Origin of the sequence: Flavobacterium cyanobacteriorum, from assembly GCF_002251835.1 — a bacterium.
Lineage (GTDB): Bacteria > Bacteroidota > Bacteroidia > Flavobacteriales > Flavobacteriaceae > Flavobacterium > Flavobacterium cyanobacteriorum.
The window spans coordinates 25,135-43,788 of record NZ_NOXV01000299.1 but is presented as its reverse complement, the minus strand read 5'-3'; the positions used below and the strand labels follow the sequence as shown (position 1 = coordinate 43,788).

Annotated in this window: 18 protein-coding genes and 1 pseudogene; 14 read left to right on the top strand and 5 right to left on the bottom strand. The window is 38.9% G+C overall.

Annotation, left to right across the window (positions count from 1 at the left end):
* Positions 1-2: 2 nt before the first annotated feature.
* The 11 genes from atpH to CHU92_RS12830 all read left to right on the top strand — a co-directional run bounded on the left by atpH (position 3) and on the right by CHU92_RS12830 (position 11,291).
* Entirely contained in the window at positions 3-536 is a 534-nt protein-coding gene (gene atpH, locus CHU92_RS12880) for an ATP synthase F1 subunit delta (RefSeq protein ID WP_094416209.1), read from the top strand.
* Between the two features lie 35 nt (positions 537-571).
* A complete protein-coding gene (gene atpA, locus CHU92_RS12875) occupies positions 572-2,146 on the top strand; it encodes a F0F1 ATP synthase subunit alpha (RefSeq protein ID WP_094416207.1) in 1,575 nt (524 codons plus the stop codon).
* 78 nt (positions 2,147-2,224) lie between these two features.
* Complete coding sequence (gene atpG / locus CHU92_RS12870) at positions 2,225-3,085, top strand: ATP synthase F1 subunit gamma (RefSeq protein WP_094416205.1); 861 nt, start codon at positions 2,225-2,227, stop codon at positions 3,083-3,085.
* 98 nt (positions 3,086-3,183) lie between these two features.
* Entirely contained in the window at positions 3,184-3,774 is a 591-nt protein-coding gene (darT, locus tag CHU92_RS12865) for a type II toxin-antitoxin system toxin DNA ADP-ribosyl transferase DarT (RefSeq protein ID WP_094416203.1), read from the top strand.
* Between the two features lie 56 nt (positions 3,775-3,830).
* A complete protein-coding gene (darG, locus tag CHU92_RS12860; RefSeq protein WP_094416201.1) occupies positions 3,831-4,886 on the top strand; it encodes a type II toxin-antitoxin system antitoxin DNA ADP-ribosyl glycohydrolase DarG in 1,056 nt (351 codons plus the stop codon).
* A gap of 8 nt (positions 4,887-4,894) precedes the next feature.
* On the top strand, positions 4,895-6,346 hold the full coding sequence (locus CHU92_RS12855) for an oligosaccharide flippase family protein (RefSeq protein WP_094416199.1): 1,452 nt from the start codon (positions 4,895-4,897) through the stop codon (positions 6,344-6,346).
* 68 nt (positions 6,347-6,414) lie between these two features.
* The gene (gene dut / locus CHU92_RS12850; RefSeq protein WP_094416197.1) at positions 6,415-6,849 is read left to right on the top strand and encodes a dUTP diphosphatase; all 435 of its coding nucleotides are present in this window, start codon (positions 6,415-6,417) and stop codon (positions 6,847-6,849) included.
* 45 nt (positions 6,850-6,894) lie between these two features.
* On the top strand, positions 6,895-7,905 hold the full coding sequence (locus CHU92_RS12845; protein WP_094416195.1) for a sugar phosphate nucleotidyltransferase: 1,011 nt from the start codon (positions 6,895-6,897) through the stop codon (positions 7,903-7,905).
* The gene (locus CHU92_RS12840; RefSeq protein WP_094416193.1) at positions 7,906-9,264 is read left to right on the top strand and encodes a tetratricopeptide repeat protein; all 1,359 of its coding nucleotides are present in this window, start codon (positions 7,906-7,908) and stop codon (positions 9,262-9,264) included. It begins immediately after the preceding gene.
* A complete protein-coding gene (locus CHU92_RS12835) occupies positions 9,261-10,031 on the top strand; it encodes a DUF4292 domain-containing protein (protein WP_094416191.1) in 771 nt (256 codons plus the stop codon). The genes CHU92_RS12840 and CHU92_RS12835 overlap by 4 nt, the downstream gene beginning before the upstream one ends.
* Positions 10,032-10,046: 15 nt before the next feature.
* A complete protein-coding gene (locus CHU92_RS12830) occupies positions 10,047-11,291 on the top strand; it encodes a murein hydrolase activator EnvC family protein (RefSeq protein ID WP_094416189.1) in 1,245 nt (414 codons plus the stop codon).
* A gap of 13 nt (positions 11,292-11,304) precedes the next feature.
* Here the strand turns inward: CHU92_RS12830 and CHU92_RS12825 are convergent, their stop codons facing one another.
* Entirely contained in the window at positions 11,305-11,814 is a 510-nt protein-coding gene (locus CHU92_RS12825) for an acyl-CoA thioesterase (protein WP_094416187.1), read from the bottom strand.
* Positions 11,815-11,975: 161 nt separating this feature from the next.
* Between CHU92_RS12825 and CHU92_RS12820 the strand changes: the two genes are divergently transcribed.
* The 3 genes and pseudogenes from CHU92_RS12820 to CHU92_RS12810 form a co-directional block, all read left to right on the top strand.
* Positions 11,976-12,233: a hypothetical protein gene (locus tag CHU92_RS12820; protein WP_094416185.1), complete on the top strand. Its 258-nt coding sequence runs from the start codon at positions 11,976-11,978 to the stop codon at positions 12,231-12,233.
* Positions 12,199-12,789 carry a hypothetical protein gene (locus CHU92_RS12815; protein ID WP_129583091.1) on the top strand — a complete coding sequence of 197 codons (591 nt, stop codon included), beginning with the start codon at positions 12,199-12,201 and terminating at the stop codon, positions 12,787-12,789. Before CHU92_RS12820 ends, CHU92_RS12815 begins: the two co-directional genes overlap by 35 nt.
* 32 nt (positions 12,790-12,821) lie before the next feature.
* Positions 12,822-13,010, top strand: a pseudogene (locus CHU92_RS12810) (IS5/IS1182 family transposase); the annotation flags it as partial.
* On the opposite strand, the gene CHU92_RS12805 reads toward CHU92_RS12810, so the two are convergent.
* The 4 genes from CHU92_RS12805 to CHU92_RS12785 form a co-directional block, all read right to left on the bottom strand.
* Positions 13,007-13,375, bottom strand: coding sequence for a hypothetical protein (locus CHU92_RS12805; RefSeq protein WP_129583090.1), 369 nt, complete (start codon positions 13,373-13,375; stop codon positions 13,007-13,009). The pseudogene CHU92_RS12810 and the gene CHU92_RS12805 overlap by 4 nt on opposite strands.
* Positions 13,376-13,858: 483 nt before the next feature.
* Positions 13,859-15,100, bottom strand: a complete 1,242-nt coding sequence (locus CHU92_RS12795) for a DUF6402 family protein (RefSeq protein WP_094416177.1) — start codon at positions 15,098-15,100, stop codon at positions 13,859-13,861.
* 50 nt (positions 15,101-15,150) lie between these two features.
* Positions 15,151-16,446: a hypothetical protein gene (locus CHU92_RS12790; RefSeq protein WP_129583089.1), complete on the bottom strand. Its 1,296-nt coding sequence runs from the start codon at positions 16,444-16,446 to the stop codon at positions 15,151-15,153.
* Positions 16,447-16,522: 76 nt separating this feature from the next.
* On the bottom strand, positions 16,523-18,583 hold the full coding sequence (locus tag CHU92_RS12785; protein ID WP_094416173.1) for a hypothetical protein: 2,061 nt from the start codon (positions 18,581-18,583) through the stop codon (positions 16,523-16,525).
* Positions 18,584-18,654: the final 71 nt, after the last annotated feature.

Below are 18,654 nucleotides of genomic sequence, written 5' to 3'. Positions count from 1 at the left end.
CTATGACAGGTTCAAGAGCAGCAGTACGATATGCAAAGGCAATCCTGGAAATGGCACAGGCTTCAGGCACTGCAGATCAGGTTAATAATGATATGTCCCTGATAGCCAAAACGATAAAAGAAAATACAGAACTGGAAACGTTCCTTAACAGCCCTAACGTAAAGCTTGAAGCAAAAGAGTCGGCGCTTAAGGAAATATTTACAGGCACAAGTAATATTACACACGGCCTTTTCCGTCTTTTGCTTGAAAACAAGAGATTTGAGATACTCGGGCAGGTAGCCATGCAATACAAGGCACAATACGATACGCTTAACGGTGTTGAGGAAGCGGTGGTTACTACTGCATTCCCTATCACTCCCGAGCTTGAAGCAAAAGTACTCAACAAGATAAAAGAATTTTCAGATAAAAAAATAACGCTTAAAAATATAGTGGACCCCGCTATCATCGGCGGCTTCATCTTAAGGATAGGCGATAAGCAGTTCAATGCATCGGTGGCTAACAGGCTACTGACACTAAAAAGAGAATTAAGTAATTAGTATTTACCACACAAAAGTGTTTAAATTATAGCAAGATGGCAGAAATTAAACCGGCTGAAATTTCAGCGATATTAAAGAAAAAAATATCCGGTTTTGAATCGGGAGCTACGTTAGAAGAGGTAGGCACCGTGCTTCACGTAGGTGATGGTATTGCCCGTGTTTACGGACTTTCAAATGCTCAGTATGGTGAGCTTGTAGAGTTCGAAACCGGTTTGGAAGGTATAGTGCTCAACCTTGAGGAAGACAACGTTGGTGTTGTACTCCTTGGCCCTTTCCAGGCAATTAAAGAAGGTTCTACCGTAAAAAGGACGCAGCGTATTGCTTCTTTAAAAGTGGGTGAAGAAATGGTTGGCCGTGTAGTTGATACACTTGGTAACCCAATTGACGGTAAAGGCCCTATTAGTGGCGACCTTTATGAGATGCCACTTGAGCGCAAAGCGCCGGGTGTTATCTTCCGCCAGCCGGTAACTGAGCCACTGCAAACCGGTATTAAGGCTATTGATGCCATGATCCCTGTAGGGCGTGGGCAGCGTGAGCTTGTAATTGGCGACCGCCAGACAGGTAAAACAACTGTTTGTATTGATACCATCCTTAACCAGAAAGAATTTTATGATGCAGGCAAGCCTGTATTCTGTATATATGTTGCTGTAGGCCAAAAGGCTTCTACTGTAGCCGGTATTGCCAAAACCCTTGAAGAAAAAGGAGCTATGGCTTATACCGTAATTGTTGCCGCTAACGCATCTGACCCGGCCCCGATGCAGGTATATGCCCCTTTTGCGGGTGCTGCCATCGGAGAATATTTCCGTGATACAGGACGTCCGGCCCTTATTATTTATGATGACCTTTCAAAACAGGCGGTTGCTTACCGTGAGGTATCGCTGCTGTTAAGGAGGCCACCGGGACGTGAAGCTTATCCGGGCGACGTTTTCTACCTTCACTCAAGGCTTCTTGAGCGTGCAGCAAAGGTTATTGCTGACGATGGTATAGCAAAGAATATGAACGACCTTCCGGAATCGATAAAGCCTATCGTAAAAGGCGGGGGCTCATTAACCGCACTTCCAATTATTGAAACACAAGCGGGTGACGTTTCTGCGTATATCCCAACCAACGTAATCTCAATCACTGACGGACAGATTTTCCTTGAGTCTGACCTGTTCAACTCAGGTGTACGCCCTGCAATCAACGTAGGTATTTCGGTATCGCGTGTGGGTGGTAATGCACAAATCAAGTCGATGAAGAAAGTAGCAGGTACCCTTAAGCTTGACCAGGCACAGTTCCGTGAGCTTGAGGCGTTCGCTAAGTTCGGTTCTGACCTTGATGCGGTTACACTAAACGTAATTGAAAAAGGCCGCAGGAACGTTGAGATACTAAAGCAGGCTATCAACGACCCGTTCACGGTAGAAGACCAGGTGGCTATTATCTATGCAGGTTCTAAAAACCTGTTGAGGAATGTACCGGTTAACAAGGTAAAAGAGTTTGAAAAAGATTACCTTGAGTACCTTAACGCTAAGCACAGGGATACACTTGATGCGCTTAAGGCAGGTAAATTTACGGACGAGATCACTGATGTGCTTGAAAAAGCTGCAGCTGAGATCGCTGCGAAATACTAATAATAATGTACCAATGAGCAAATGTAGCAATGTAACAAATTGCTACATTGTTTCAATTGATTAATTTACACATTATAAATGGCAAACTTAAAGGAAATACGTAACAGGATTGCTTCGGTTTCATCCACCATGCAGATTACCAGCGCCATGAAGATGGTTTCTGCTGCCAAGCTTAAAAAAGCTCAGGATGCTATAACCGCAATGAGGCCTTACGCAGAAAAGCTTACCGAACTATTGCAAAACCTTAGCGCCACCCTTGAAGGCGATACAGGAGGAGCATATGCCGAGCAGCGCCAGGTAAATAAGGTTCTTCTGGTTGTAGTAACATCCAACAGGGGTTTGGCAGGTGCTTTTAATTCCAATGTAATTAAACAGGTAAGGGTGCTTCAGGAGCAATATGCGGGTAAGCAGGTAGATCTTTTAACTATTGGTAAAAAAGGTGATGACGGCCTTAAAAAATCGGCTACTGTTATAGCAAACCACAATGGCCTCTTTGATGCGCTTACGTTTGAAAATGTTGCCGGGATTGCTGAAAACCTGATGCAGAAATTTGTTGACGGCGAATATGACAGGATTGAGCTGGTGTATAATCATTTTAAAAATGCCGCTACACAAATTGTAAAAACAGAGCAGTTCCTTCCTTTAACACCGGCAGGAGCAGTGGAAACTACAGCAACGGTGGACTACATATTTGAACCGTCAAAAGAAGAAATAGTGCTAAGCCTTATCCCGCTGTCGCTAAAAACACAGTTGTACAAGGCGGTGCGCGATTCATTTGCCTCAGAGCACGGTGCCCGTATGACGGCCATGCACAAAGCTACCGACAATGCTACGGCACTTAGGAACCAGCTTAAGCTTACCTACAACAAAGCCCGCCAGGCTGCCATTACAGGAGAGATCCTTGAAATTGTAGGCGGTGCGGAAGCATTGAATGGGTAATTAAAATAAAGTTATATATTTGAAAGGCTGTCCGATAGGGCGGCCTTTTTTACTTAGTTCAATGTAAAATATGTATTTTAGCGTAATCTTTTTAATCTATGCCAGGACAAATTCCATTAAATCTATGGATTTATCGTATTATACATATTCATAATTTGGAGTATCTTCTTACAAATGGATTACATGTGAGAAATCATAAAAATGCTGATCCTAATTATATTAATATAGGCGATTCAGAATTGATTGCTAAAAGAAATACTTATAAGGTTAAGATAGACCCTCCGAATGGAAATTTAGGAGATTACGTGCCATTTTATTTTGGTCGATTATCTCCGATGCTCTTAAAAATTAAAAATGGAACTAATGGTATAACAAAAAGATCACAAGATGAAATTGTTTATATTGTTTGTGACATAAATAATATTGTTGAAAATTGTAAACAATGGTGCTTTACAAACGGTCATGCAAAGAATGCAATAACAGAGTTTTACAACAATCTTGAGAATTTGAATGAAGTAGATTGGAATATAGTTAATGAACGATATTGGAATAATACTGATGATGATTTTGATAGAATGAGAAGAAAACAGGCAGAATTTTTAATTAGAGATTATGTTCCTGTTGTGTGTATAAAGTGGATTATTGTTAATAGTAAAGATTCCTTTGAGATTGTCGAAACTTTATTGTAGAAATTGCATTTACAAATACAAATTGATATTAATCCAAATAATTCCTTTTATTACTAATGAAATTTGTTAAAGGAAATCTTTTAGAATCGGATTCTCAAGCTCTAGTAAACACAGTCAATACTGTGGGTGTTATGGGTAAAGGCATTGCTTTGCAATTTAAAGAGACGTTTCCTACTAATTATAAAACTTATTTGGAAAAATGCAAAAGGAACGAGCTTTTTCCCGGTAAATTACTAGTTGTAAAAGAAATTAATATCTCAGGCGAAAAATTAATTATAAACTTTCCAACTAAGACAGAGTGGTATCTTAAATCAAAATACGAATATATTGAAGAAGGGCTAGTTGCTTTAGTTAATACTATTAAAGAATATAATATTAAAAGTATTGCAATTCCTCCTCTTGGATGTGGTAATGGAGGGCTAAGATGGGAAAAAGTAAGATTATTAATGGAAAATTATTTAAATAATTTAAGGGATGTTGATATTATCATTTATGAGCCAAACGAAGAGGTAAAAGAAATTCTTAAAAAACAAAGAATTAAGAAAGATATTAAATTGACGCAAGCCCGCTCAATGTTGCTCTACGCTATGTTCTATTATGAATCTTATGGAGAGAACGTAAGTTTATTTGTAGCAAATAAACTAGCTTACTTTTTAAAAAGATTGGGTGAAAAAAGTTTTAATAGGTTAATATTTGAAGCAAATCATTATGGTCCTTACAGTGTTGGAGTTGAGCATCTTTTGCATCATTTAAATGGTAAATATATAAAAGGTTTAGAACAAATGCAGGCTAAAGCTTTTGAACCTCTAGAATTGCAGTATAATAAATTACCAGAAATAAGTGAATATGTTAGAAAGGAACTAAATGATGAGCAGAGAAGACGACTTTCGAATTTAATCAAATTAATAGATGGTTTTCAATCAGCGCTCTCACTAGAAGTATTAGCGACAGTTGATTTCATAAAAAAAGATAATCCTACTATTGTAGAAAGTGAGATAATTAGTACTATACATAATTGGTCTAACCGCAAAAAGAATTTGTTTAAAGATCAATATATTCATATTGCTAACAGACACTTAAATGAATATGGGAGTAAGTTGGACATTCAATAATTTTTAGCTTGAGCCTCAAAAACCTTTTTAAGCAAACTGCTATATATGGCATTGCCACTGTGGTGCCGCGCATGTTCAGCTTTATACTTACGCCGCTGCACACTACTCCGGGTGTAATGGGTGATGCCAAATTCGGGCAGGTATCTATAATATTTTCTTACCTGGTTTTCTTTAATGTGGTACTGTCATACGGTATGGAAACGGCTTTTTTCAGGTTTTATAATACTGAAGACAAAAGAAAAGTTACCAGCACTGCTACCATATCGCTGTTCTGGTCATCGGTACTGTTTTTATGTGCCGGGTTGCTTTGCCGTAAATACATAGGCCTTGGCCTTGATGTTGATCCTGAATATATAACCTATATTGTTTGGGTGCTGGCCCTTGATGCGCTGGTTATTGTACCTTTTGCCAGGCTGCGCGCCGAAGGAAGGCCGGTATTTTATGCTATGGTCAAAATAGGTAATGTTGCTTTCAACCTGCTGCTCAACCTCTTCTTCCTCTTGTGGCTGCCCCGTCTTGCTGCCGCTTATCCCGGTAGTTTTATAGCTACCTTATATGCTGAAGATTTCCAGGTTGGGTATGTGTTGCTGGCCAGCGTGCTGGCAAGCCTTGCAACATTTATCGTGTTTCTTCCGCACTACCTTCGCTTATCATGGCATTTTAACAGCGGGCTCTGGAAAACCATGATGCGCTATTCGGTACCGGTTATGTGGGCAGGCATTGCCTTCGCCATTAATGAAACGTTTGACAGGCCCCTGTTGGATTTTATGGGGGTGCCCAAAAGCGAAATAGGCGCCTATTCTGCCTGCTACAAGCTTGCGCTCTTCATGACCCTGTTCACTACCGCGTTCAGGCTGGGTATTGAGCCATTCTTCTTCAGCCATGCCGGCAATGAAAATGCAGCCCAAACCTATGCAACCATTACAAGGTATTTTGTAATTTTTGGTGCTGCAATACTGGTAGGTGTAGTGGTGTTTGCTGATTTGCTGAAAGTTTTAATTATTCGCGACCGCTCTATGTGGGAAGCCATGAAAGTGGTGCCGCTTATCATAACAGCCAACTTTTTCCTGGGCATATATACCAACCTGTCGGTGTGGTATAAACTTTCAGATAAAACCAAAATGGGTGCTTATATCTCTTTGGCCGGAGCAGCAGTAACTTTGGTTTTCAATATGGCACTGATACCGGTATGGGGCTATATGGGTTCGACCATTGCAACAATTTCAGCCTATGGTACCATGATGGTTATATCCTACATGGCAGGAGCAAAGTATTATCCCATACCCTATGATGTTAAAAGTATAGGTGGCTATCTTGGGCTGTCGATAGCACTGTCAATGCTTTATTTTTATTTCTTCAGGGAAAATTATCTTGTAGGGCTGGCGGTGCTGGCAATTTTTGGATTTTTCATTTACAGGAACGAAAAGGACGCTTTGCGGCGTATCATCAGCCGTAAATAATAACCCGCAGTTATTTGTTAATTAACAATTGTATCATAAATTTGGTTCTTTACTAATCTTCACCTGTAATGACAATTAAGATAATCAACACATCCCAGCACCCTTTACCCAATTATGAAACCATAGCCTCGGCCGGGATGGACCTGAGGGCAAACCTTGATGAGCCTGTAGTATTGCCACCACTGGGCAGGGCTATCATAAAAACAGGTTTGTTCATTGAATTGCCTATGGGGTATGAGGCGCAGGTAAGGCCGCGCAGCGGCCTGGCAGCTAAAAAAGGTGTTACGGTACTAAACAGCCCGGGCACTGTTGATGCCGATTACAGGGGTGAGATAGGAGTTATTTTAGTGAATCTTTCAGGAGAGGCATTTACTGTTGAAAATGGCGAACGTATAGCACAGCTGGTAATTGCAAAGCATGAGCGCGCGGAGTGGATAGAAGTAGAAGAGCTAACAGAAACAACAAGAGGTACCGGAGGCTTTGGCAGCACCGGAGTTAAATAATTAGATAGTAAAGAATAACATCAACCATAACATAACACATCAACCATGAAAATAATTGTACCTATGGCGGGCAGGGGCTCACGCCTGCGCCCGCATACTTTAACAGTGCCGAAACCTTTAATCCCTATAGCAGGTAAACCTATTGTACACAGGCTTGTAGAAGACATTGCAGGTGTACTGAACCAGGAGATTGAGGAAATAGCCTTTATAATCCATAAGGATTTTGGCGATAAAGTGCCTAAAGACCTGATAGCCATTGCTGAAAAGCTTGGGGCAAAAGGCACAATATATTACCAGGACCAGCCGCTGGGTACAGCCCACGCTATTATGAGCGCGAAGGAGTCAATGAGCGGGCCTATAGTAGTGGCTTACGCCGATACACTATTTCGTGCTGATTTTACGTTAGATACTACGGCTGACAGTGTAATATGGGTAAAGCAGGTTGATGATCCCAGCGCCTTTGGCGTAGTGCAGCTTAATGACAGGAATGAGATTGTTGATTTTGTGGAAAAACCAAAAGATTTTGTATCTGACCTGGCTATTATAGGTATCTATTATTTTAAGAGCGGTGAAACTTTAAGGAGCGAACTGCAGTACCTCCTGGATAATGATATAATGAAGGGTGGCGAGTACCAGCTTACAGACGGACTGGAGAACATGAAGCAGAAAGGCATGAAATTTGTTCCCGGTAAAGTAGACGAATGGATGGATTGCGGCAACAAGAATGTTACAGTAGATACCAACACCCGTATGCTGGGCTTCCTGCATAATGACGGTGAGAACCTGGTGTCGGGTTCGGTTGTTGCTGATAACAGTACCATTATTCCGCCCTGCTTTATTGGCGAAAATGTAGTGCTTAAAAATGCTGTTATAGGCCCTAATGTATCGCTTGGCGCTAATACAAGGGTTGAGGACAGTACTGTAAAAAACAGCCTTGTACAAACAGGTGTTACCATAAAAAATGCTAACTTAGACAATGCAATGATAGGAAACCATGCTTCTTTCAACGGTAATTTTACCAGCATAAGCATAGGCGACTATTCAGTTTTAGAATAAATGAAATTAAAAACCCTTTTTTACAGCTTGCTGCTTTCAGGATTTTTAGGTCCTGCCGTTTCTTATGCCCAGCAGGAGCCGGATGAAATGGCCCTGGCCACTGATGAGTTTGAAAATAATTTTTATGAAGCATTAAAGCAAAAGGGAATTGAAAACTATGATAAGGCTATACAGTCGTTGCAAAAATGCCTTGCAAAACAGCCCTCAAATCCTGTAGTTTTTAATGAGCTTGGTAAGAATTACCTCGCCATGAAAAACTATCCCGAGGCTGAAAAGGCTTTTTTAAAAGCAACAGAGCTTGACCCTAAAAACCGTTGGTACTGGGCCGGCCTTTATGATGTATATTATGCCACACAGGACTTTAACCGGTCAATACCTGTGGTACAAAAACTGACCGAGTGGCGCAAAGAGTATTACCAGGAAGACCTTGTTTCATTATACATGCATACCCGCCAGTATGACAAAGCATTAGCACTTATCAATGAGCTGGAACAAACAGTAGGGCAGTCAGAAAAGAGGGAGGTTTATAAACTGCAGATATTAAGCGAAGATAAATATAAAAAACCGCAGAAAGAAGCCCTTGAAGCAGCTATAAAGAAGAACCCTAAGGAAGAGTCTAATTACCTACAGCTCATATACCTGTATTCTGAAACCAACCAGGAAGCCAAGGCAGAGGAAGTGGCAAAGCTCCTTGAAAAAGAAATCCCGGCTTCTGACTGGGCACAGGTAAGCCTGTTTAAGTTCCACCTGAATAATAATGAAGGGGAAAAAGCCGTAGCCTCTATGTATAAAATATTGGGCAGTGCTAAAATAGACAGGAAAATAAAGCACAGGGTGCTTAATGAGTTCCTCATCTATTCTTCAACCACCACCAAGTATGATGCCGACCTTGAAAAAGCAGTAGGTTACTTTGAGGATGAAAAAGCAATTAATGTACCTAAAGAAGTAGGCAAGTTCTTTTTCAACAAAAGGAATTTTGCCAAAGCTGCGGCGTATTTTGCCAAAGGCCTTTCAACAAAAGAAGATGATATTGAAACAGTGGAGCTACTGCTCTATTCTTATGCAGAGGACCTGCAGATAGAAAATCTGTATAAAGTAGCGGCAGAGTACCTTGAAATTTATCCTACCCATGCCCGGCTGTATTATTTTGCAGGGCTGGCTTCAAACAACCTTAAGCAACATAACAAAGCCAAAGAATACCTGGAGAACGGCCTTGATTTTGTGGTAGATGATACCGAACTTGAGTCAAATATCAACAGGCAGCTTGGAGAGGCATACAAAGGGCTTGGCGATGATAAAAAGAAGCAGGCGTATTTTGAAAAAGCCGATAAGCTTATAAAAGCAAAAAGCAATAAATGAAAAAAATAACCGTATTACTACTATTAATAGCCCTTGCTTCCTGTAAATCGAAACAGGCGGTAGTTGCCGAACAAAGTGCAACTGCCGATAAAGGCGCCAAGGCTGTAATGGAAGGGCATTACAAGAACCGTAAAGACTTCCGGACGCTGCACATAAGCGCCGGGGCAAATTATAAAGACAGTAAGCAGTCGCATAGCATGTCTGCCGACATTCGCATTAAAAAAGATGAGATCATCCTTATCAGCGTCCGCTTTTTAGGCATAACCATGGCCAAAGCCATGATAACCCCTGAAAAAGTAAGCTATTATGAAAAGATAAACAATACGTATTTTGAAGGCAACTATGCAGTACTAAGCCGGTGGTTGGGTACAGAGCTTGATTATAACAAGGTGCAGAACATATTTTTAGGTGAGACTATTGATAACCTGGAAAAGGGCACTTACCAGTCAGTTATAGAAAATGGCCTTTATAAGCTGATGGCAAAGCAAAAAAACCAGATAACGAAACAGTTTTACTTTGAAGGGGCTAACTATCTTTTAAAGGAACAGGCCATAGAGCAGGCAGGCCAGGAGGCCAGGAGGCTTACCATAAAGTATCCTGCCCATAAAGAATACAATAAGGGTATTTTACCATCAGAAATAAAAATTGAGGCAGAACAAAAAGACAGGGTATATATATCGGTTGACTATAATAACGTTACCTTTGATGAGGATTTATCATTTCCTTACAGCATACCAGAAGGTTTTGAGCAGATTTTAATTGACTAATCCGTAAGCACACACATGGCAAGACTCTTCCTTACTATTGTTTTTACTGCCCTTGCTGCCGTGGCATGGGGCCAGAATGAGCAGCAAAAAAAGCTGGAACAGCGCAAGGCCCAGATACAGAAAGAGATCAGGGAGTTCCAGGAATTACTGAGCAGGGAAAAGAAAAAAGAAAGGTCGGTGCTTGGCGAGATATCTGAAAAGCAGACCAAAATAAAACTCAACGAAAAACTCATTAATACCACCCAAAAGCAGACACGCCTGCTTAATGATGACATATACCTTAACCAGCTGCAGGTAAACAAAATGAACCGCGAGCTTGAGGCGCTTAAGCAAGATTATGCCGAAATGCTGGTAAAATCATATAAAGCGAAATCAGACCACAGCCGCATTATGTTTATCCTGTCATCAGACAATTTCCTTCAGGCCTACAAACGGATGCAGTACATGAAGCAGTATGCCAGCTTCAGGAAAATACAGGGCGATGAGATACGTGCTAAAATGGAACAGCTGGAGGTTTTGCTTCAAAAGCTGAATGCACAAAAGCAGGAAAAACAGAAACTGCTTACCGAAAGTGAGAAACAGAAGCAGGCGCTGGAAAAAGAAAAAAGGGAGCGGGAAGAACTGGTAAAGCTGATACAGAAAGACAAGAAAAAGTATATGGCTGATATACAGAAAAAACAACGGGAAACAAAAGAAATTGACCGTCAGATTGAGCGAATGATACGTGCAGCGATAGTTGCCGCAAACAAAAAGACGGCCAATTCGGCAACCACTAAAAAAGAGGCAGCTGAAAAAGCAGCCAGTACTGCTTCAAATAAAATTGTACTTACAAGGGAAGGCAGGATAGTGGCAGATAACTTTACCGCTAATAAAGGTAAATTACCTTGGCCTGTAGAAAAAGGATTTATTTCATTAGGATATGGAGACCAGCCACATCCTCTGATAAAATCAGGAACGGTTCATAATAGTGGAGTAGAAATTACAACCGAACCCGGCGCATCCGTAAGGGCAGTTTTTGGAGGGGAAGTTACAATGATACAACTTGTAGCCGGTCATAAAGCGGTATATATTCAACACGGTAATTATTTTACAGTATATCTTAATCTTGCTTCTGTAAATGTAAGTATAGGTGATAAAGTTTCATTAAAGCAGAATATAGGTACAGTATATACTAATCCTTATTCGGGTAAAACCATAATGAAATTTATGCTTCATCAAAATACAACAATACTCAATCCTCAGCAATGGCTAAGTAACTAACAGTTAGTATCAGTTACACAAACAAGGCTTTAAGCTCCGTAGCTTCGTGCGGGTTCATTTTGCCTGCCAGCACAAGGCTTAGCTGCTTGCGGCGCAGTGCAGCGGCATAGCGCTGTTTCTCCAGTTCGGTTTGCGGCTCCACAGGAGGCACCTCCACAGGGCGTCCCGTTTCATCAACGGCTACAAAGGTATAGATAGCTTCATTGGCTTTAGTCCTGTTGCCGGACTCTCTGTCCTCAATCCATACATCAATAAATATTTCCATGGAGGAACGGAAAGTGCGCGACACCTTAGCCTCTACCGTAACTACGCTTCCCAAAGGGATGGCCCGGTTAAAAGCCACATGGTTTACCGAAGCAGTTACCGTAATACGGCGAGAGTGCCTGCGTGCAGAAATACTTGCGGCACGGTCCATACGGGCCAGCAGCTCACCGCCAAATAGGTTGTTTAACGGATTAGTTTCGCCCGGCAGGACGATGTCGGTCATTACACAAAGCGAATCAGAGGGATATTTTGCCTGCATTGGTTTTTTTTGGCAAAGATAATGCAAGAAGTGAAAGCCTTTCTTTCATCGCGCGACAAAATGCTTATAATCTGATGCAGCGCATTCATAAAAATTATTTACGTCGGATAAAGGTGGTATTATTTAAAATAAAAATAAAATAATTATCCTGAAATTAATGTTTGGGTTTATTACATAAAATCACGTACGTATCATCCGGGATTTTTTTCTCAAAAAAAATTAAATCACCAAATCTTCACCCTCTTGTCGGGGGCAATGTACATGCCGTCGCCGGGCTTAATCCTTTAAAAAATATTGACCCAAGTGGCGAAGAATTTATATCTTTAACAGCAGTGGTGGTAGGAGCCATAATATCCATGACAGCCTATACAATAACAGCGCTGCATGCTGATGTACCTTTTACAGCCGCGGGTTTGTAAAGGCAACATTTGGCAAGGCGCAGCAACAGGCCTTACGGTGAGTTTGCTGAATCATGTGGCAAATTTTATTGAGCATGAAGCTCAGGCCAGTGAAAATCCTAAAGTAGTTAATAAAAGTAATCCAAATGATGTAAAAACTGGAGATATAGTTAATTTACACACCGATGAATATCTTGGGGCACTATCTGAATGGGCAAAGCAATCAAAGCCGGGTGTTGGCGAAGTTGAAATTCATGGTCATGGTTGGAGACTCGCAATAGAGGGAATGTCTGCAGTAAAAGAGATAAGTGATTTATTGTATTCTAAAAGTCCTACTTGGAAACAGATGATAGACGGAGGAATGAAAGCAAAAATAAAATTAAAATTGTATTCATGCGGAACAGGAAAAGGGAAAGGTAGTATTGCATGGCAAATAAACCAAGTTTTTCCAAATGTTACAGTAGTTGCTCCCACTGATAATTGGGGTGTACGATGGCATCGTTCGTGGTTTGGTGGAGCAGTTAAAGTAGATTATGGTTATATTAAAAATCGTGGAAGATGGAGAACTTTCGAATAAATAAATACTTTATGAAATATTTAACTTTTTTNAACAGGGATGAATATTTTGACCCATTACTTTATAAGGAACGGTATAAAATCGAAAGGGCAAACGCCTGGATGGATAGCTTTAGGTCGTTGTTAAATCGATTTGACACAACAACCGCAAGCTGGTTAGGCTTTAATTACCTGGCTTTTACAATCATCGCACTAAAGAAATTTAATAAAATAAAAGTTTAAACCACTTCATTGTTTTCTTCTATAAAGATGTTATAAATAATGTATGGCTTATCTTTTTGCTGCAAGCTCCATAGTTTAGCTTTCATTAAATTGTCTGGATTGTATATACCAAATGATGAATCAGCAACAAATATTTCTTTAGTAACTAAAAATAATTCCTTATCATCATTACCTGTTACATCAATCTTATAATACATTGAATAATTGGTATAATCATTAATTACATAGCCAGCATCGTTTACTTTTTCATCAACATTTTTACAGCAGCAAAGTAGTATTAAAAAGAATGAGATATAAAAGATTTTATTGATATCTTTTGTTTTGCTGAATGCTTGGTTGCACATATTAATTGATATACTTATCATATATTATTGTACAAAATAAAACTACGATTAGATATAATAATACTATTTTGTGTTCATGTAATACCATTTCAATATACTTTAGAAAAACTTCTTTGGCCCAATGATTAAATGAGCCCTTATGTACTATAAATCTATGAATAGCATATATAATTAAAGAAGTTAGAAACATCATTAAAAATACTATTGTATACCTTAAAGGAAAAGATCTCTTTAATACAAATGATGTACTATTAAAGTAGATGTATGATATTGTCATAATAAGATAGGTTAGTATATAATAACAATAGATATGTTTAAACGCAAAAAGTAGATTATCAAATGGTTTATTTCTTGTGGAAAAATAATATATAAAATTGTCAACATTAGAATACCTGATTGGAAACCAAATAGTTTCCGCCAATAATACTAATAAAATCGAACTTATTAGAAAAATCAAACAAAGTAAGATAAAATGTTTGCGATAAGAATTACCAATATTAAAGTTCATAGTGTAAAATTAAAATCAGGATAAGTAATCATTATCGTCGAATAAGTATAGAAATCTTGACCCATTCCTGTATCTGCTCTGTACTTTTTATAATCTTCATTATTTATTCCAATATAGCTTCCATTAGATAATATACTATTACTAACATTCATTTCCTTGTAAGACCAAAATCCTAATGATTGGGAACCTACGAAATCGAAACCATCGCGAATGTAAATTCCAAGTTCTGTTATAGTGGCTCTAATTTCATTTTCATTAACATATTCTAGTATACCTTTAGCACAAAACCTTACAGTACAATTTGCTATTGAAGCATAAAAATCATCTATTTCGGCGAATAATTTACTTTCTTCATATACATAACTGGTAAAGTAATATTTATCAAATAAAGGTATTTCGGCAACAATCGGTTCCTTTAATTCCGCAGGAGATATTTTATGTTCAACTAAAGTTCCATCAGTAATTGAAGTACCAAATCGAGTGATTTTTTTTGAAGCTCTTGGCTTTTCGGCATGGCCATCTTTAATCATTTTACTAATTTCTTTTTTTAGTTGATTTATAGATGCCTCCGATTTCCAAACATTTTTCTTTTCATCATATCTTTCCTGAAATCTTTTAAATGTTAGAGCCCAATCCTTAAATCTATAATAATTTAGCCTTGGGTTGCTTTCCCAAGGATATTTAGTCCCTTTATGCAAAAACCAGTCTTCTTGCGATTTCGTAGCAATAACCCACTTTTTTGTTTTCATTATCAAAGGTATCAAAATTACATAGTGAACTTTTAATATTTCTTGATCTCTAATAAGTAGGTCTTTTGAAGAACTTACATATGTTTCATTTATAACATTAATGTCAATTCTAAATTTGTCAATATTGTTTTCACAACCTAAGAAAATTTCACTAATTTTAAAATTAGCAAGTACCCTAGAACTTTTGATTATAAATCTGTTCTTTATAACTACTTTCTTTGTCTCTAAGTTAATAATGGAAATGCTGCAAGTCTTATTTATAACAAACTTACTAAATGTGAAAATTGCGCCTATAGTTTCTTCGCCAAATGGTAAAACGCCTTTTGAAAATGATTTACCTGTCTTATTACACCACATATAACCAAGGATGTTCTGTGTTTTACTTTCAGTAACATCTTCCTTAGATTTGTCCACTGCATAACTTTTCACAGCATCATCAAAATAAAAACCTTCACTTTCCCACTTCGCTAATTGTTCTTTTGTAAACATAGTATTATTAATTAAAGCCTGTAGCCAAAGCTACAGGCTTATTATCTTATTTAATTACTTTGTACCGGTGGAAGTTCCGGTGTGATCTTATTCCTGTTTTCTATAAACTGCGTAGGCGTATCTTCTTCACAGCCATCACCACAAGGCAGGCCACCACCTCTAACAGAAACACCTTCTTCCTGCAGTCCGATAAGTGAAGTTGGCACAACAGTTTCCCAGGTTTCTTCAACAACATATTCCTGCTCTTTTAGCTCATCAACTATAGACATGTAAAGTGGATCGCCAATAACAGGCATTGCACCGCCATTCCATATTTCTCCAAAATTCATGTAATGCATTACAGCGTCTTCAAATCCGGGACGAACACTTACAATGACCCTTGCCATACCTGCCTGCATAAAATCTCGGAATATTGGGTCATCAGTTTCACTTCTGTACAATTGTACCCAGTCACTCTGCTTGCCCCAATAGTATGGGTAAAATGAATAGCTCATCAGGTTCCATTCAAAAGCCTGCTCCATAAATTTGGCAAGGCTGGCATAATTATCCATATCCTGATTACGGGTTACAGCATAGTTTGTAAAGCTATTGCCGGTGTAGTATGACTGTCCCATCTCATCATCATTAAGCAGATAAGCAAGGCAATTGCGTTTTAATGTAATCTGCTCAATTTCCCTATAGAATAGAGGATTTGTGCCAAATGATTCATTTTCTTCTGCTATATCCCTGTTAAGCCAGTCATAGTACTCCTGAAGTTTCGTTTCGTAACCTTTAACAATTGCATCATAAGCTTTTGTCTGCCAGTCCTGATATGCTTTAGGTGTTCTTTCTACAAGAGCTGTCACATTTAAAGAAAAAGTACCTATATCCCATCCAATAACTGAGACAGGGACTGTATCAATAAACTTATCAGCCAACCATCTTACATTATGTGAACCTGTTACTAAATTTGCCATACCGTGACCCTGATTTGAGCCCCAAATTAGTCTAGAGAAAGTACTGCCAATAATAAGATTTGCTGAAAGATTTCTGTTAGCACCATGGCAATGCGAATATTTATATGAAACTTCGGCTAAAGTGTAACCTTCAGGAATTTTTAAATCGTTAAAGTCAGATGAGGATGAACCCTGAGTACCTGTACCCTTGTAAGCTTTTCCAATTGATAATGTTGGTGCTGGCGGCGCATCAATAACAACATTGTATTCAGAAGCAATCCTCATATAGTTATAATCATTAATTGAGGCAGAATTATAAACAAATAGTTCGGAAAGCTCTTTGGGCTCGGTAATGGTTTGTATGTTCGAGGTTGGAACATTTTTAACTGCGTCTGTTCCTAATCGGTGCATTTTGCTGGGCTGCGGTATCATAAACTCATACATCAGCCTTTTTCCGTAGTTGTATATTTGATTTTTATAAACTGCATTAATATAACCTATAAACACCGGAAACGTTACCGGAACCACCTCGATTATCAAATATATGGGAATTCTCTTCTTTGTAGCGTTCTGTAATTTTTGTTACTACTTCCTCGCGGAAACGGCTAACAACCCTTTCCATGGCACGCTGGGTAATTTCTTTACCCTGCGTTACAGCCTGGCGATTACTTTCCTCTTTAGCACTTGCAGTTGCAAAATTTGCCCCGGTTTCAAAAGATACGGCGCCATAGCTTCCGTTTAAAACTGCATAAGCGCTAAATTCTTTTTGTTCTGCAAGAACTGTAGCAATTTCACTCTGCATTTCGAATCGCTCACTCGTTGCAGTATCAGTAAGATTTTCTTTCTCAATTTCGTTTTCTACTGTTGTTGTAGTTTCTTCTATACGTTCACGGGTAGTTGTTTTGCTTTTAAACTCGCCCTGCATCAGGTTTTCAATATGTGCTACTTCAGCTTCCCTGTAGCAGCATACTTCTGCAACAACTTTTTTATAATCGGCAATTCCAAGCCTCCTGATCCCGAAGTCACTTGGTATAAAAGCTTTTGGCTCACCGGAAGGATTCGCTGTTCTGGTTACAATTGTAGCAACGCCAGCAGTTCCTTTTCTCTTTGGTTCAAAATTAAAATCTAGTTCTATTATCGTACCGTCGCTTAATGTAATGGTGGCAACAAACTGGAAATAATAATTATCTCCAAAATAGTTAGCAATATTAAGGAAAGATACTTTTAAACTATTACCCACAGCTGTATCTGAAAATGATGTGCCAGGCATAGTGCCGACAGTTTCCCAAATTACCCTCCAATCTGCCGAAACAACATCTGCATTTGGATATCCAAGATCAAAAACTATATCTAAAGAGCCTTCAATTATACCGTTAGCACTATTATATGTATCAATATAGTTAGCCACAAAAGGTACCTGCGCCTCTGTTAAAAAGATATTTGATTCCGAACTGCTTGCCTGCCTGAAGGTCATACCGCCTATTGTAGTTGTAACAGGGTCAGCAGGCAGGTTAGAATACATTTCATCAGTTTTAATCCTAATAAAATCCTCAACACCAGATATTATCTCATCAAAAGTTTTCTTCTTCGTAAGATCTAACATTTCTACAATGTATAAGGATTCAGGCGTAAGCTTTTTTAATGTATCGCTTTTTACTTCAGTCGGAGGTTTAAAATCATAAACTGGAATAACTAAATTTTCAAAAGTATAATACTTTTCAGGACAATTTGACGGGCACAAGATTCTTTCATGTTCTACCATCCTGGCATTTGCATATGCCCTTTCAACAGCCTCCGCATACTGGGACATATAGGAATTAAATTCCTGATTGTATAAATCATAATATTCATTTTGTAAAACCCGTAATTCTGAAACCGCTGTCCTGCTTCTATTAACATAAGACTGTGCAGTTGTTACACGTAGCACTTTTGATAAGTCTTTCGTGCTAAATACAGGTCCTTTTTCTATTACCCTTGCTGTTAATTCTTCGGAAGGTGCAGTATAGTCCGAAAACAATTCAGTTGGAAGAACAACCCTGGCATTTGCAAGGATTGGGTATAGACGCAGTTGTGTAGGGGTATCCAAATTTTTTGATTGCTCAATTAGATTGAGAAGCACTAAAAGTTGAATTACTTGTTCCTTTACATAAAAATCTTTCTGCTTAATTATCTGATAAAATAAATTATCCCATAAATTGGAAACCTCTGACGGAAACGGAGGAGATGGTAAATCATCGAGTTTGTCTTTGAGCGTTCTTCCATCTAATTCACTTTTGTTACGTGCAAGCCATATCGCTACCTCAACAACTGCTCCAAAATTTTCCTTCATCCATTCTGCAGAAGGGTATGGGTCGAAGTTATCAGCCTCTAATTCCATTGCCCCCTTTTTTGTCATACCGGGAGGCCTGTTTTCTACTGCACGCCTAAATATACTTTTTCCCTCCCAAAATACGAATCTTTGACTCCGGTTGTCATCATCTGTCAGTTGTGGTGGCCTGATACTGATAAACCTAAATAAGGTTTGCCGCTGATTTACATTTGTGTTCATTTGTTATGATTTTGGTTAATACTGCTTCAACGACTAATGTCTCAAAAATATTTTGTGTTATATGTTAACAA